This window comes from Rhodococcus koreensis, from assembly GCF_017068375.1.
Classification (GTDB): Bacteria; Actinomycetota; Actinomycetes; order Mycobacteriales; family Mycobacteriaceae; genus Rhodococcus_F; species Rhodococcus_F koreensis.
Genome location: NZ_CP070609.1, coordinates 2,348,567 through 2,363,169 on the forward strand (window position 1 = coordinate 2,348,567; position 14,603 = coordinate 2,363,169).

Here is a 14,603-nt window from a genome sequence, read left to right on the forward strand (position 1 = left end):
CGCCGTCGCTTCTCCGCTGCGTCCGGCTCGATCGGCGCGACGTCCACGGCGATCGGGACCTTCACACTCGTCACTTCGCAACTCCCGTGTCGAATCCCGCTGCCTCGAAGTACATTCGGTCCGTGTCTGCGTCTCCCGGACTCCACTCGTCGCCGACGCCGTCCGCTCCGAGGCTTTCCTGGATCGCGATCTGCGCGTTCTCCGGCAGGGTGTGCATGATGTGCCGGACCCGTTCCTGACGACGGGCCACGGCCTGCCGGAACGGCATCCCCAGCGTCGCCTTCATCTGCGGAACGATCCCCTCCACATCGTCGACACCACCGGCATGATGCCCGGCATCGACCATCGCCTGCTCCTGCGCCATCTGCGCCTCGTCCTTCTCCTCCGACATCCCGATCGGACCGATCATCGTGCCGTTCAGGAACTGCTTGACCACCGGCTCCTCGCTGGTCAGCAACACCTCCCGCGGACCGAACATCACCAGATGCCGGCGGAACAACATCCCGATGTTGTCCGGCACCGTCCGAGCCAGATTGATGTTGTGCGACACGATCAGAATCGTCGCATCGATCTCCGCGTTGATGTCGATCAACGTCTGCGAAATGTAGGTGGTGCGCACCGGATCCAGACCCGAGTCCGGCTCGTCGACGAGAATGATCTGCGGATCCAGCACCAGCGCCCGCGCCAGCCCGGCACGCTTGCGCATACCACCGGAGATCTCGCCGGGCAGCTTGTCCTCGGCCCCGAGCAGGCCGACCAGTTCCATCTTCTCCATCACGATGTTGCGGATCTCGGACTCGGACTTCTTCGTGTGCTCGCGCAACGGGAATGCCACGTTGTCGAACAGGTTCATCGACCCGAACAGCGCGCCGTCCTGGAACAGCACCCCGAACAACTTCCGGATCTCGTACAGCTCCTTCGAGGAGCACTCGAGAATGTTGGTGCCGTCGATCACGATCGACCCCTGCTCCGGACGGAGCAGACCGATCAGCGACTTCAGGAACACCGACTTACCCGTGCCCGACGGCCCGAGCAACGCACTGACCTCACCGGCCGGAAGGGTCAACGTGACGTCCTGCCAGATCCTCTGCGAGCCGAAGGACTTGGTCAGTCCCTCGACGGATACCTCGACTCCCACCATTACCTCCGTGTATTCAGGCGTCGAACGCGCCTCGGATGTTGCAGGGCACTTGCGACCTCGGGCCGGAACCCACAGCCGTCCCGCCGCGCACATCGAATACAGCTTGTTTGCAGCATTTTTCATCGAATCGCGGACGATGGACGGCGAGTTCACGACCTCCAGCTGTGATACAAATTACGTCGCACGTAATACGTTATACGGCTTTTGACCGTCCAGGCAAGAGCAGGAAGCGAAATGGCTCATCTGCGAAATACGCGCCGGCATAGGCATTCCCGACCGATTCGGCCGTGACCAGGCACGGGAACCGTCGACCAGCATACTTAAGGACATTAGATTTACCGGGTGAAAGCACAAAGAAGCCGTGCCCCCTCGGGGACACGGCTTCTTTTGGACGCGGGCGACTACGGCAGGAAGGCCGGCAGGACGAATTGCCTCATCATCTGCCGGTGCGAGGGATCGGCAGGATCCGAATTATCCAGTCTCGGAGCGAGCATCAGCTGCACGAGGGTGATCCAGGAGCACGCCTCGTCGGTGTCTATATCCGACCTCATTTCGCCGCCTGCCTTGGCGTCGTCGAAGATCGGCCCCCACAGTTCGGTGGTCAGACTCGTTGCGAGGGGGATCGTCTCGAGCCACGACTCGCCGCCGACGTGTTCGGGGCTGACGAGGATGCGCACGATCGGATCGTTGATCCCGTCGTACACCAGGTAGATGAGGCCTTCGATCAGCCTGTCCTCGAACGTCGCACACTCCATCAGGAACTTGCGGCCACGTTCGAGCGTCTGACGCGATCGCCACCTGATCAACTCGGTGGTGAGCGTCTCGCGGTCCTGGAAATACCGGTAGACGGTCGGGCGAGAGACCCCCGCCTCCTTGGCAATGTCCTCCATGGTGGTCTTCGAGATCCCGAAACGAAGAATCATCGTCTGGGCTGCCACGAGTATCTGAGACCGTGCGACATCGGCGTCCTGGCTCAGCACACCGGCGGTCTTCCTTCTTGCCATCCTCGCTCCAGACACCGTCACTTCCGACCAGCCACCCGACCAGTCGCGATACAAATGACAATACACGTAAGTTGTTGCATACCGGGGGCGACGTCCACTCCATTACACCAAAAGAGCGAGGCAGCTGCCCGAAGTCCCACAGGACCACGGACAACTGCCTCGGACGTCCGCCCGGCCTCAGGCCGACGGAGTGAAGGTGATCGGGAGCCGGATGCAGCCGCGAACCTGGGTGGCGTGCAGGATCGGCGGATCCTCCGGAACCAGTCGGTAATCGGGCAACCGCTTGTGAATCTCCTCCATGGCCAGCTTGAGCTCGATTCGTGCCAGGTGAGACCCGATGCACCGATGAGGACCGGCACCGAAAGAGAGGTGACGGTTGGGCGAGCGGTCGATCCTCAGCTCGTCCGGATCCTCGAACTCGTTGCCGTCGCGATTCGCCGAGCAGAGCAGCACGATGAGCTGTTCCCCCTCCGCGATCGTGACGCCGCCGATCTCGACGTCGCGGGTCGCTCGCCGGCCCGCGATCACCGCAGCCTCGATCCTCAGAATCTCCTCGACCGCCGCCGGGATGGTGTCGGGATCGTCCACGATCTCCTGCCGCTGCCCCGGATTGTTCGCCAGGTGGATGATCCCCCACGCCAGTGAACCCTGGACCGTGTGCAGGCCCGCGATGAGCAGGAGGAAGAACATGCGATACAGCTCTTCGTCGGTGAGCAGCCGTACCCCGTCCTCCATCTCGATCGGGGTGTTGATGATCTGCGCGGTCAGACTGTCCGAGGTGTTCTCACCGGACCGCACTCCGGCGACGATGGCACCGAAGTAGCCGAAGATCTGGTTGGCCGCATCCTCGCGGGCCTTGGCCGATTCTTCTTCCGTTCCACCGGGAATGCCCTGCAGTGCAACGTCCGTCGTCTTGGTGAACATCTCGGCGTCTTCGAGGGGCCAGCCCATCAGGGCCAGGAACACCCGCGTCGGCAGCTCGTGGGCGAACTCCGAGATGAACTCGGCTTCACCGCGTGCCGCGAAGTCGTCGATGAGCTCGTTGATGACGTCCCGGATCTGGGGCTCGAGTTCCTTCATCCGCTTGGGACTGAACAGCGGTTGCAGCGCCTGCCGGTAGAACGTGTGCTCCGGCGGGTCCAGCTCGATCGGGATGAACTTCCCCTGGCCCGCGTTCACGAGATTGTTCGGGTAGCTGGAGAAGGTCTCCGGATCACGCAGGACCTGGTGTATCTCCTCGTAGCGCGTCACGATCCAGTGACCGCCGTGCGCCTTCGAATACACGACTGGGCCGATGGCCCGCAGCGCCGCCGCGCGTTCCTGGAACACGTCCTCGGGCATCGCCAACGTCTGGTCGTAGACGTCGAAGTCCACGATGAGGTTCTCGGGTAGTTGGGTTGTCGTCACTGCTTCTCAGCCTTCCGAATTCGGGAGTTCGACGCTCAGCGCGCGTTCGGGGCACATCTCGACGAGGGCACCCAGTTGATCTCGTAGTTCCTCGGGAACAGGTTCGGCCACGACGATGGGGAAGCCCTGGTCGTCGCTGTCGACTATCTCGGGTTCCGCGCCGTAGCAGAGGCCGTGGCCCGCACAGGCGGATCGGTCGACCTTCAACGACTGCGCACGGTTCTGCGCATGAATGGTCATCGACGGACGCTCCGCTCAGTCGACGGGAAGCGTGGGAGTCGGCGTGTCCTCTTCGAACATCATCGCGACTCGTGACAGTGTGCCACCGTCCGTCGCGGGCAGCGTCAGACCGGAAATGTATGCGGAGTCGTCCGACACGAGGAAGAGTGCGACCTTCGCGTTGTCCACGAGCGACGGCGGACGCTGGAGCTTGAGCGGAATCGGCGAGACGCCCGGATCCCACGGTCCCGCGGTCTCCTCGTAGGACTGGCCGATCACCGGGGTGCCCGGGCCCATCAGGAAGTTCGGCGACATCCCGTGCGTGGGTGCGAGGGCATTGACGCGGATGCCGTAGCGTCCGAGATCCAGGCTGAGGCCACGAACCAGGCCGTTGACACCGGCTTTCGTCGCCGAGTACATCGCGATGCTGTGATAGGCGGCGAAGGAAGCCGCGGACGACGTCGCCAGGATGGTGCCGCCGCCGTTGGCCCGCATCGCAGGCACAGCAGCCTTACAGGAGTACACGACGCCGCTGAGGTTGACTCCGAGAACGTGCTGCCAGTCCGCATCCGTGAGGTCCTGGAACTCCACGTGTTCGCCGCCCGCCACCGACGGGACACCACCGCGGGAGACGACACCCGCGTTGGCCCACATGATGTCGAGCTTGCCGAACTGCTCGACGGTGGTCTCGACGCTGCGGTAGACGGCGGCCTCGTCACTCACGTCGGCGGTGATGGCGATCGCCGTTCCGCCCTGCTGTTCAACCAGTTTCGCGGTCTGTTCGGCTCGGTCGCCGTCGATGTCGACGACCGCCACCTTCGCGCCTTCCGATGCGAACAACTGCGCACCCTGGCGTCCGAGCCCGGATCCACCTCCGGTGATGACGGCGACTTTGTCCTGAAGTTTCATGTGAACTCCTCTGTGATGATTCGTCAGATGCCGGAGACTTGCGGTGCATGGGACATCGTCCGGCGAAGTCGGGCGGCGAGACTGTTCCGATCCTCGACGGCGGGGCTGTCGCCGGTCGAGAGGATCGAGTGCGGGCCGCATCCCCGATCCGAATAAACCTTATATCGTTAGGTGATGAGACGTCAATCACTTTCTTCGACGCGCGCCGGGTCGGCGCGCATCAGGGTGATATCAGCCGGAAATAGATGCACTCGAAGCGATTTCAATCATCGAGGCGGTGTCCACGAGCTTCACGCGCGGTCGGCCCGATTCCCTGCCGAGTCGCCGCTCGTGCGCGTCGATCGCCTTCCATCCGTCGTAGTCGATGCGCTCGGGACGCCGCTCCGCAACCAGCCGGCGGAGATCCTGCCGGCCACCCCCGGGAGCCGCCAATCGACCGGAGTGGAAGTCGTCTACGAGTTTGTCGACAGTTTCGGCGGCGCACGCCTTGTTGGTTCCGATGACGCCGGAGGGACCTCGCTTGATCCACCCGACGGTGTACACACCGGACATCGGTCCACTCGCGTCCGGTTCCAGCACACGACCTCCGACGTTCAGCATCGTGGATCGTGCACCCGAGACGGGGATTCCCGCGACGGGGATCCCCCGGTACCCCACCGACCGCAGGACCAGACCACAGTCGACGTCCTCGACGACACTTGTGGGAGCCGCCCTGGAACGGCCGTCCGCATCCTGAACCAGCTCGTTGCGGACCAGGCGGATCCCCTCTACCCGGCCGTCTCCCAGAACCGATACCGGAGAAAGCAGGTAGCGCAGCGCAATACGTTTGTATCCCGGAATGTGCGGGGCGGCGGCGAACTCTGCGACGATCCTGGCTTTCATCGCCTCGATCGAGTCGGTCCGCCCATCTGCCTCCCGCACCACCTCCTCGGGCCGTACCGCGACAGTCACGCCGGGGAGATGGCCGAGCGCGAGCAACTCCGGATTCGTATACGCCGCTTGCGCCGGACCTCTCCGGCCGACGACGAGCACTTCTCTGATCCTGCTCTCCGACAACGCTTTCAATGCGTGCGGGGCGATGTCGGTCTTGGTCAACTCGGCGGTGCCGGCGACGAGCACTCGGGCCACGTCCAACGCCACATTGCCGTTGCCGATGATCACGGCGCGCTCGCCCGACAGGTCGAACGTGCGGTGCGCGTGGTCGGGGTGACCGTTGTACCAGGCCACGAATTCCGTTGCCGAGTGGCTTCCGGGCAGGTCCTCACCGGGAATCCCCAGCGAGCAGTCGGCGGGGGCGCCGACCGCGTAGATCACCGCATCGTGATGCGCGAGCAGGTCGTCGTGAGTCAGGTGCGTGCCGACCTCGACGTTGAGGTAGAAGTCCACATTCTTCCGCGACGCCGTCTTCTGGAAGAGGGAGGCGACCGCCTTGGTCCCCTGATGGTCCGGTGCGACACCGAATCGGATCAGCCCGAATGGTGTCGCAAGCTTCTCGAAGAAGGAGATTTCCACGGCGGGACCGATCCGGGACAGCAGGTTCTCGGCCGCGTAGCAGCCGGACGGCCCGGAACCGACGATCGCCACCCGCAGCAGTGCGCGTTCGGACACCCGGGCAGCCTCGGCAACGGGACGTTCGGGTACGGGGACGGGCTGATCCCGGTTCGCGTAGAACGCCGCGTTGATCTCCTCGTAGCGCGCGGTTTCCGGAGTCAGGTCGTAGTCGGGAACGATCGCGTCGACCGGGCACGCATCGATGCATGCGCCGCAGTCGATGCAGCCGACCGGATCGATGTACAGCATCTCCGCGCTGCCGTAGCCGGGCTCGTTCGGAGTGGGATGGATGCAATCGACTGGGCAGACCGCGACGCAACTCGCGTCGTTGCAGCAGGATTGCGTAACTACATGAGCCAACGTGAGCTCCTATCGCCTGATGACCGGATCGGTGGAACGCTGGGTCGCGTCACGTTTTACAGTGATACAAATTACGTTAGATGTAATGTTGTCGGTGTGTCAAGCCTCACACCGCCACAAAAAAATCGGGCCCACACGCCACCCGGCGTGTGGGCCCGACCGACTGCGGGGCAGCCGAAAGGTCAGAGGTTGCGCAGCCGCACGATCTCCTTGTCGAACTCGTCGATGCTCTCGACGGAACTCATGTGACCGACGCCGGGCAGGACGATCAGGCGCTCGAGGTGACCGGCCTCGTCCAGGACGCGAGCGAGCTTGCGGGCATGGACGGGTGGGGTCAACCGGTCCATGGAACCGACGAGCACCGTCGTCGGAACCGCGAGGTGGTCGAGTGCCTCGTGGATGTCGAGGCCGCTGAGGGCAGCACCCCAGCCGCCGCGGATGCGCGGCTTGCAGTCCCGGACGATGTTCTCGCAGAACTGGACCTCGGCGCGCGAAGCGTTCGGCGACATCGACACGTACTGCAGCGCTCGCGTCATCACCGGCGAAGACACCAACGGGACCGGCGTCTTCAGGACGGCGCGGCCGACCGGAACCGGCACGCGCGGAAAACGATTCGGCAACGGTATGACGGTGGTCTCGGCGACGAGCCGGTCGCAGGCGGTGCTGGCGAGCAGGACCGCGGACGCATATTCCTTGACCTCGCCGGGGTGCCGTCCCGCCCACGCCATGATGCTCATGCCACCCATGCTGTGACCCACGAGCACGGCCTTCTTGCCTTCACGCACCGTCGCCTTCAGCACCTCCGACAGGTCGTCGGCGAGGACGTCGGGACCGAGCGGAAGCGAGCCGACCGAGCTGCGGCCGTGCCCACGCTGGTCGTAGGTGATGACGCGGTACTCCTCGGCGAGCGCATTCACCTGCGGGTACCAGTACTCGGTCGAACACGTCCAACCATGGCTCAGCACAATGGGATCGCCGTCCACCGGACCGTAGGCGCGCACGTACAGCGTCGCTCCGTCGTCGGTGAGGATCTCCGTCACGTCCGGGCGCAGATCCGGGGTGCGCAGCAATTCGTTCGGCGCCACCTCGGTCGACAACGTCAACCCGCGGGTGGCGCGCTTGTGACGGATCGCCGCTGCCGCGGCGGCGACGGCGCCGACCCCGGCTGCGCCTGCGAGCGCCCGGAAGGCGATGGTGCGCGAACTGCTGGTCATTCCTGCCCCTGTCCTGTCTCACTTGCTTTGTTGGTGTCTGTGCCCGACGCCGGACCCGGTGTCTCGCCGAGTTGCCGGGCCGCCCGCTCGAGGGCCCGGGAGATCTGCTCCTCCATCGCCTCTTCGAACAGCGACTGGACGGCGTCGTGCGCGAGGGGACGCATCTGGTCGACGAGGCGCGCGATTGCCGAGACCTTCGCCTCGTCGAGTTCGAGCGGCTCCCCCTCGGCGGCGAGGTAGCGGTCTGCGACGACGGCAACGAACCGCGCGGCGACGTCCGAGAGATCGCGTCGCACCGCCGCGGTCTGCTCGAGGACGTCCTCGAGCGGGATGCCTGCGTCGACGAGGACCTGCGCCGCCTCGATCAGTCGCGGATTGTCGACCGAATAGTCGTCCCCGGCGGGAACGAGCACACCGAGTTCGGTGCCGCGGGCGATGTTGGCCTCGGTGGTCTGCGCCCCGAACATGCGTTTCAGCTCGGCGATCGTCAGGCGTGCCGCGCGCCTGCGCTTCTTCCAGCGGCTGCCCGGGTCGTCGGTCTCCAGAACGTCCTTGACCTGGAGTCCGTAGTGCGCGGCGGTGAGCAGTTCGCTGATGGTCGCGAATGTGTAGCCGCGATCGAGCATCCGCCCGATCAGGTGCAGCCGCGCGAGGTGCGAGTCGTTGTACCACCCCGTGCGCCCCTGCTTCCGCGGCGGCGGAAGCAGTCCGCGGTCCTGGTAGACGCGCACGTTGCGCACGCTCACCCGCGCCTCGCGTGCGAGGTCGTCGATCCGGTATTCCGTCATCGGACGGTGTTCGCCCGTCGGAGCAGCAGCCGGGACGTCGGGCGGGCATCGCTCGCCGATTCACGCTGATGGACGACGGACATGTCAGCTCCCTCGGTAGCCGTACAACCACCATAGCATTGTCACAATGTCCATTGTCATCGTCAGGGCGCGAAAGGCCCCGACCTTCACGGAGCCGTGAGGAGGAGCGGTAACTGTCCGGCCGGAATGCCTACCAGCGAGGTCCGCGCTGCACGTCGTCGACACGGGGGCGCACGTCCACGAGATAGACGCACACCGCGACGACCGCGACGATGCCGAACAACTGCACGGCGGGGAACAGCAGGAGGACGAGAAACGCGACCGCGAGAATGCTCAGCCAGATCGGTTTGCTCAATTTGTCCACGGCGGTGAACGCATCCTTGCGCTGGCGGGCCGCGTGGAACAGCGCGTACGCAGCACCACCCAGAGCGACGATGCGAATCACCAACAAGATCACCGAGACGACGCCGTCAACTTGAATCACAGCCCCATCCTACGAGGTGGGCACGCAAACGGCCCCCGCACCGAACGTGCGGGGGCCGAAAAGCGTGAAGGATCAAGCCTTCTTGACCGGAGCAGCCTTCTTCACCGGAGCGGCGGCCTTCTTGGCCGGAGCCGGAGTTGCCGCAGCCTTGGCCGGAGCGGGAGCCGGAGCAGCCTTCTTCGCGGGAGCGGCAGCATGCTTGGCCGGGACCGCCTGGTCGGCGCGGGCATGGACGTCGGCCGCGGTGGCGGTGACGCGATCGGCAGCCCCCTTCGACGCTTCCTCAGCCTGGTCGCCCAGGTCGAGAACCTTCAGGGCAGCCTCGTCGCCGGCGTCGGCGATGGCCTCGCCGAGTCCCTCGGCGGTGTCGGAGATGCGACCCGAAGCGCGGCCCGCGAGCTTCGCGGCCTGCTCGCCCACGGCGCGCGTCTGGCGGGCCACGGTGCCGAGAGCTTCCTCGGTCAGCTCGACTGCGTCGCCGAAGGCGGTCTCGGCGCGGCCGATGCCCTCCTCGACGACCGGCTGCTTGCGGATGCGCTCGACGGTGTCCTCGCCGCGCTCCGCGAGCGACGTGTACAGGTCGGATGCGACCTTCAGGTAGGCCTCGGCGACCTTGCGCAGCTCGTCGGCGGTGAACTTCTCACGCAGCTCGGCGAGCTCCTCCGGCAGCTCGGACGGCAGTCCGGCGAGGCGGTCGCGAAGGTTCTCGACACCCTCGGTGACCTCTTCCTGCAGTCCGGCGAAGCGCTCCTTGGCGCCGCCGACACGCTCTTCGACGTCACCCTGGGTGGACTCGGCGCGCGAGCGGACCTGGGCGACGACGTCGGCCACGGCCTGCACCACGACGTCTCCGGCACCTACGGCCGCATACAGCGAGGTCTTGACGCTGTCGATGGTCTTCTGGTCAGTCATCGGCTTTCTCCTCTTCAACGGTGGGGGGTTCTGGTTCCGGCGTCTGGGAATCAGAACGCTGGTGTTCTTCTGTCCGAAGCTCGGACGTCCGGGATTCGGCCGCTTCCGCCGATTCGTTCTCACGACAGAACGACTCGTAGATCTCGAGCAGCACCTGCTTCTGCCGCTCGGTTATGGCCGTATCCGCGAGCAGAGCGTCACGGAGGGGACCGTGTGGCCGCTGCTCGAGGTAACCCGCCTGGACGTACAGGACCTCCGACGAGACCCGGAGACCCTTGGCTATCTGCCCAAGCACCTCGGCCGAGGGCTTGCGCAACCCACGTTCGATCTGACTCAGATACGGATTACTGACACCGGCCAGCTGCGCCAACTGCCGCATCGACACCTGGGCTGCTTCGCGCTGGGCACGAATGAAACCTCCGATGTCGTGAGCGGCGTTGCTGACTACGCGAGCTGCCAGATCTCCTGCACCGGCCGCATCGCGGTCATCGCTGGCCATCAGTCCTCCGTGTTGCTGGGCAGCACCAAGCCTAAAGCAGGGTGCTAGCAATTGCAAGCACTCTGTTAGCACCCAGCTAGCGGGCCGTTCCGCGGGACGTCAGCCGAACAGCAACGTCGAGAACGTGTAGATCAGCAGGCCCGCGATCGCACCGACCACGGTGCCGTTGATACGGATGAACTGGAGATCGCGGCCCACCTGGAGCTCGATCTTCTTGGACGCCTCCTCGGCGTCCCAGCGCTCGACGGTGTCGGAGATGATCGCGGTGATCTCGTCGGTGTAGTGGACGACGACGTAGCGCGTGCCTGCGAGCACCCACCCGTCGACCTTGGTCCGCAGCTCGTGGTCGTCGCGCAGCCTCTCGCCGAATCGCACGACGTTCTCCGCGACCTTTGTGCGCAGGGTGCTGTCCGGGTCGTCGACGGACTCCATGATCAGGCGCTTGGCGACCTTCCACGTCGCCGCGGCGAGGCCCGTCACCTCCTCGCGTCCCATGATCTCGGCCTTGATCTTCTCGGCCTTCTCCATGGTCGCGGGATCGTTCTGCAGGTCGTCGGCGAAGTCGACGAGGAAGCGGTTGGCCGCCTGCCGCACCTCGTGCTCCGGGTTGGACCGCACCTTCCAGGTGAATTCGACGAGTTCCCGGTGGATCTTCTCGCCGAGCATGGCGTCGACGAACTTGGGCGACCAGGCCGGCGAATCGCGGCTGACGATCCGGTCGATGGTCTCCTGACTCCCGAGGGCCCACTGGTGCGCCCGCTCGGCGAGCAGATCCAGGATCGGCAACTGCCGGTTCTCTCGCAGCAGTTCGCCGAGCACCCGTCCGATCGGCGGCCCCCACTGGGGCTCGGCCAGCCGGCGCACCAGCGTGCTGTCGATGATCTGCTGCACGTCCTCGTCGCGGAGGATCTCGACGAAGCCGCGCAGGATGGTGGCCGTCTCGGCGGCGACCCGCGCGGCATGCTTCGGCTGCGCCATCCACGTGCCCAGCCGGAGCGGGATCTCCGCGGCCTCCACCTTGGCGGACACCACCTCGGGGGCCAGGAAGTTCTGGCCGACGAAGCTGCTGAGGCTCGCCCCCAGCTGATCCTTCTTGCGCTTGATGATCGCGGTGTGCGGGATCGGCAACCCCAGCGGATGCCGGAACAGGGCCGTCACCGCGAACCAGTCGGCCAGCGCGCCGACCATGCCTGCCTCCGACGCGGCCCGCACGTAGCCGACCCACGCCCCCGCGCCCCGAGATTCCTGCCACCGGCACACGAGGTAGACCACGGTGGCGAAGACGAGGAAGCCCGTCGCGACAGCCTTCATCTTGCGAAGATCGCGACGCTTCGCATCGTCGTCGAAGACGGAAAGGCTCAATTGATCCACAGACGCCATTGTGCCCAAGGTCGACGCGGGGGCGGTCGCCCAGCCGCGGGACGCGCGCCCGCACAGACGGCGTTGTGCCGTGAGACAAGACCCGCGCACTAAGCTGACAGGAGATCGCGACACGAAACGGATGTGAAGAGAGTCAGTGGCGAACGACGGCGTGAAGGATCCCGAGCAGGTGACCGAGTCGATGACCAAGCTGGACAAGGCGGCAAAGCCCGATGGGCGCAAGCGCCGCTGGCGTGAGCACAAGATCGCGCGCCGAGAAGAACTCGTCGACGGAACGATCGCCGCCATCCGCCTGCGTGGACGGGACATCGGCATGGACGAGATCGCGTCCGAGATCGGCGTCTCCAAGACCGTCCTGTACCGCTATTTCGCGGACAAGAGCGACCTGACGAACGCGACCATGGCGCGGTACGTGGAGACCACGCTCGCCCCCCGGATCTACGAGGCCATCGGCGGAGACCTCGACGACTTCGAGTTGACCCGCGCCACGATCACCGCATACGTGGAGACGGTGGCGTCGGATCCCGACGTCTACCTCTACATCATGGCCAACGGTTCCGGCCCCGGCCGCGAGACGGTCGCCGACTCGGAACGGATGATCGCCGAGGTGCTCTCCACCGTTCTCGGCGAGCGGCTGCGGCAGATGGAGATGGACTCCGGCGGCGCAGTTCCCTGGGCGTACGGAATCGTCGGCGGTGTGCAACTGGCCACCCACTGGTGGATCTCCAACCGGTCGATGTCGGTCGAGGACCTGATCAACTACCTCACGATGATGACCTGGGGTGGCGTCACGGGCATCGCCGCGGTCAACGGCTCGCCCGCCCGCTTCAATGCGATCCCGCACCCGCTGCTGCCGCCTGCCGACGCGACCGAATAGGCATCGGTCAATCTTGTGTAACTCACAGTTACAGGTAAACTTGCCCGTGTGAACGAACACGAGGAAGAAGAGGGCTACCGCGGCCCCGCCGACGTCGTCGTCGGCGACCGTCCCGCCGTGACCGTGCAGGTCCAGTTGGCGGGAAACTTCGAACCCATCAGCGGTCGGTACGTCTGGCACGGCCGCGTCCGCACCCTGACGGATGCCCTCGGCGCGGACGCAGACCTGTCCGCAGGCACGGAACTCCGGATCACCAGCCCGGAAGGCACGGCCACCGCCCGGATCACCGGAGTGGATCTCTGGGGAAGCCATCTCGTCGACGGAGTGACGCCCCCACCCTTCAGCCGGGTGTGAACTCGAAGTCCGCCGGATCGACCTCCCGCGTCTGCCGCCAGTAACGCACGGTCGAGCCCGGCCAGATCGCGCGGTTGACGCCGTGCGAGTCCAGATACCAGCTCACGCATCCGCCACGGGACCACACGCCCTTCGACAGCTTCCGCTGAATGTCTGCGTTGAACCTGCTCTGCACGGCCGGCCGGACGACCGCAGCGTCCGCGCCGCGCCGGTCGACGAGATCCATCAGCCGGAGGGCGTAGCGAATCTGCGACTCGATCATGAACACGACCGAATTGTGACCGAGCCCGGTGTTGGGGCCGAGGAGGAAGAACGCGTTGGGGTAACCCGCGACGGTGATACCGAGATGAGTGCGGATGCCGTGCTCCTGCCATTCATCGGCGAGGCGCCTGCCGTCGACCCCGGTGAGGGCGACGCTCTCGAAGCCGTCGGTGACGTGGAATCCGGTGGCGTAGATGATCGCGTCCACGTCCCGCTCCGTCCCGTCCCCCGCGACGATGCCGTGCGGCCGGACCTCCGCGATACCCTCGGTGATCACGACCGACCTCGGTGAGATCAGCGCCGGGTAGTACCTGTCCGACCCGAGGATCCTCTTGCAGCCGATGACGTAGGACGGGGTGAGCTTGCGGCGGAGTTCGGGATCGGTGACGGTCCTGTTCAGATTCCCCCGCGCCGCGCTCTCGATCGGCTTCATCAGGCGGAAATGCCCGTTGAACCCGAGCGCGAGCGATTCGTAAGTCCAGTAGACGGCGGCACGCGCCATCCGTCGTGCCAGCGGGACCCGGCCGAACAGGCGCCGCGCCTTCTGCGGGATACGGAAGTTCAAGCCCGGGATCACCCAGGGCGGAGTCCGCTGATACAACTGCAACTCGGCGACGTCGCCCACGATTTCGGGAACGAACTGGATCGCGCTGGCGCCCGTGCCGATCACCGCGACCTTCTTGCCCCGCAGGTCGTAATCGTGGTTCCACCGCGCCGAATGAAACGCGGTGCCCTCGAACGTGCCGGCTCCCGGCAGATCCGGGACGTTCGGGATGTGCAGCGAGCCGATCCCGGACACCACGAACTGGGCGACGTACTCGTCGCCCGACTCGGTGTGGATGTGCCAGCGGCAGTGTTCGGCGTCCCAGTAGCCGCCCATCATCGTGCGGCCGAAATGAATGTTGCGCCGCAGGTCGTACTTGTCGGCCAGTCCGCGCAGATAGTCGAAGATCTCCGCCTGCCCCGACCACATCTGCGTCCAGTCCGCGTTCGGCTCGAACGAGAACGAATACAGGTGCGAGGGCACGTCACACGCACAGCCCGGATATGTATTCTCCCGCCACGTACCGCCGACCTCCCGCGCCTTCTCCAGCAGGATGAAGTCGTCGCGCCCACGCTTGCGTAGCTGGATGGCCGTGCCCAGACCGGAGAACCCGGTCCCGATCACCAGGACACGGCACTGATGCACCTCGCCGCCCACACCTCCATGTAACGCTCCTGT

15 protein-coding genes are annotated in these 14,603 nt (G+C 65.5%); 2 read left to right on the forward strand and 13 right to left on the reverse strand.

The window, feature by feature from the left end; genetic code table 11:
- Positions 1-70: 70 nt before the first annotated feature.
- The 12 genes from JWS14_RS10955 to JWS14_RS11010 form a co-directional block, all read right to left on the reverse strand.
- On the reverse strand, positions 71-1,141 hold the full coding sequence (locus JWS14_RS10955; RefSeq protein ID WP_206013106.1) for an ABC transporter ATP-binding protein: 1,071 nt from the start codon (positions 1,139-1,141) through the stop codon (positions 71-73).
- A 401-nt stretch (positions 1,142-1,542) separates the two neighbouring features.
- Complete coding sequence (locus tag JWS14_RS10960) at positions 1,543-2,145, reverse strand: TetR/AcrR family transcriptional regulator (RefSeq protein ID WP_072939675.1); 603 nt, start codon at positions 2,143-2,145, stop codon at positions 1,543-1,545.
- Positions 2,146-2,322: 177 nt separating this feature from the next.
- Complete coding sequence (locus tag JWS14_RS10965) at positions 2,323-3,552, reverse strand: cytochrome P450 (protein ID WP_072939672.1); 1,230 nt, start codon at positions 3,550-3,552, stop codon at positions 2,323-2,325.
- A gap of 6 nt (positions 3,553-3,558) precedes the next feature.
- Positions 3,559-3,792, reverse strand: a complete 234-nt coding sequence (locus JWS14_RS10970; RefSeq protein ID WP_072939670.1) for a ferredoxin — start codon at positions 3,790-3,792, stop codon at positions 3,559-3,561.
- Between the two features lie 15 nt (positions 3,793-3,807).
- Positions 3,808-4,680: an SDR family NAD(P)-dependent oxidoreductase gene (locus JWS14_RS10975; RefSeq protein ID WP_012689023.1), complete on the reverse strand. Its 873-nt coding sequence runs from the start codon at positions 4,678-4,680 to the stop codon at positions 3,808-3,810.
- A gap of 231 nt (positions 4,681-4,911) precedes the next feature.
- On the reverse strand, positions 4,912-6,591 hold the full coding sequence (locus tag JWS14_RS10980) for an FAD-dependent oxidoreductase (protein ID WP_095862510.1): 1,680 nt from the start codon (positions 6,589-6,591) through the stop codon (positions 4,912-4,914).
- Positions 6,592-6,773: 182 nt separating this feature from the next.
- Entirely contained in the window at positions 6,774-7,805 is a 1,032-nt protein-coding gene (locus JWS14_RS10985; protein WP_072939665.1) for an alpha/beta fold hydrolase, read from the reverse strand.
- Positions 7,802-8,593, reverse strand: a complete 792-nt coding sequence (locus tag JWS14_RS10990; protein WP_206013107.1) for a MerR family transcriptional regulator — start codon at positions 8,591-8,593, stop codon at positions 7,802-7,804. Before JWS14_RS10990 ends, JWS14_RS10985 begins: the two co-directional genes overlap by 4 nt.
- Positions 8,594-8,804: 211 nt before the next feature.
- A complete protein-coding gene (locus JWS14_RS10995) occupies positions 8,805-9,098 on the reverse strand; it encodes a DUF2516 family protein (RefSeq protein ID WP_005251878.1) in 294 nt (97 codons plus the stop codon).
- A 72-nt stretch (positions 9,099-9,170) separates the two neighbouring features.
- Positions 9,171-10,010: a major lipid droplet protein TadA gene (tadA, locus tag JWS14_RS11000; RefSeq protein ID WP_072939659.1), complete on the reverse strand. Its 840-nt coding sequence runs from the start codon at positions 10,008-10,010 to the stop codon at positions 9,171-9,173.
- Entirely contained in the window at positions 10,003-10,509 is a 507-nt protein-coding gene (locus JWS14_RS11005) for a helix-turn-helix domain-containing protein (RefSeq protein ID WP_012689029.1), read from the reverse strand. Before JWS14_RS11005 ends, tadA begins: the two co-directional genes overlap by 8 nt.
- Before the next feature lie 99 nt (positions 10,510-10,608).
- Positions 10,609-11,880, reverse strand: coding sequence for a DUF445 domain-containing protein (locus tag JWS14_RS11010; protein ID WP_095862745.1), 1,272 nt, complete (start codon positions 11,878-11,880; stop codon positions 10,609-10,611).
- Between the two features lie 190 nt (positions 11,881-12,070).
- Between JWS14_RS11010 and JWS14_RS11015 the strand changes: the two genes are divergently transcribed.
- Positions 12,071-12,766 carry a TetR/AcrR family transcriptional regulator gene (locus tag JWS14_RS11015; protein WP_225858509.1) on the forward strand — a complete coding sequence of 232 codons (696 nt, stop codon included), beginning with the start codon at positions 12,071-12,073 and terminating at the stop codon, positions 12,764-12,766.
- Positions 12,767-12,814: 48 nt separating this feature from the next.
- Positions 12,815-13,120, forward strand: a complete 306-nt coding sequence (locus tag JWS14_RS11020; protein ID WP_206013109.1) for a DUF4873 domain-containing protein — start codon at positions 12,815-12,817, stop codon at positions 13,118-13,120.
- Here JWS14_RS11020 and JWS14_RS11025 read toward each other — a convergent pair.
- Positions 13,107-14,582: a flavin-containing monooxygenase gene (locus JWS14_RS11025; RefSeq protein WP_083395789.1), complete on the reverse strand. Its 1,476-nt coding sequence runs from the start codon at positions 14,580-14,582 to the stop codon at positions 13,107-13,109. The genes JWS14_RS11020 and JWS14_RS11025 overlap by 14 nt on opposite strands.
- Positions 14,583-14,603 lie beyond the last annotated feature (21 nt).

Bases quoted from the DNA above. Each gene is read 5' to 3' on its own strand.
- JWS14_RS10955 (WP_206013106.1), bottom strand. From the start codon at position 1,141: ATGGTGGGAGTCGAGGTATCCGTCGAGGGACTGACCAAGTCCTTCGGC.
- JWS14_RS10960 (WP_072939675.1), bottom strand. From the start codon at position 2,145: ATGGCAAGAAGGAAGACCGCCGGTGTGCTGAGCCAGGACGCCGATGTC.
- JWS14_RS10970 (WP_072939670.1), bottom strand. From the start codon at position 3,792: ATGACCATTCATGCGCAGAACCGTGCGCAGTCGTTGAAGGTCGACCGA.
- JWS14_RS10975 (WP_012689023.1), bottom strand. From the start codon at position 4,680: ATGAAACTTCAGGACAAAGTCGCCGTCATCACCGGAGGTGGATCCGGG.
- JWS14_RS10985 (WP_072939665.1), bottom strand. From the start codon at position 7,805: ATGACCAGCAGTTCGCGCACCATCGCCTTCCGGGCGCTCGCAGGCGCA.
- JWS14_RS10990 (WP_206013107.1), bottom strand. From the start codon at position 8,593: ATGACGGAATACCGGATCGACGACCTCGCACGCGAGGCGCGGGTGAGC.
- tadA (WP_072939659.1), bottom strand. From the start codon at position 10,010: ATGACTGACCAGAAGACCATCGACAGCGTCAAGACCTCGCTGTATGCG.
- JWS14_RS11005 (WP_012689029.1), bottom strand. From the start codon at position 10,509: ATGGCCAGCGATGACCGCGATGCGGCCGGTGCAGGAGATCTGGCAGCT.
- JWS14_RS11015 (WP_225858509.1), top strand. From the start codon at position 12,071: ATGACCAAGCTGGACAAGGCGGCAAAGCCCGATGGGCGCAAGCGCCGC.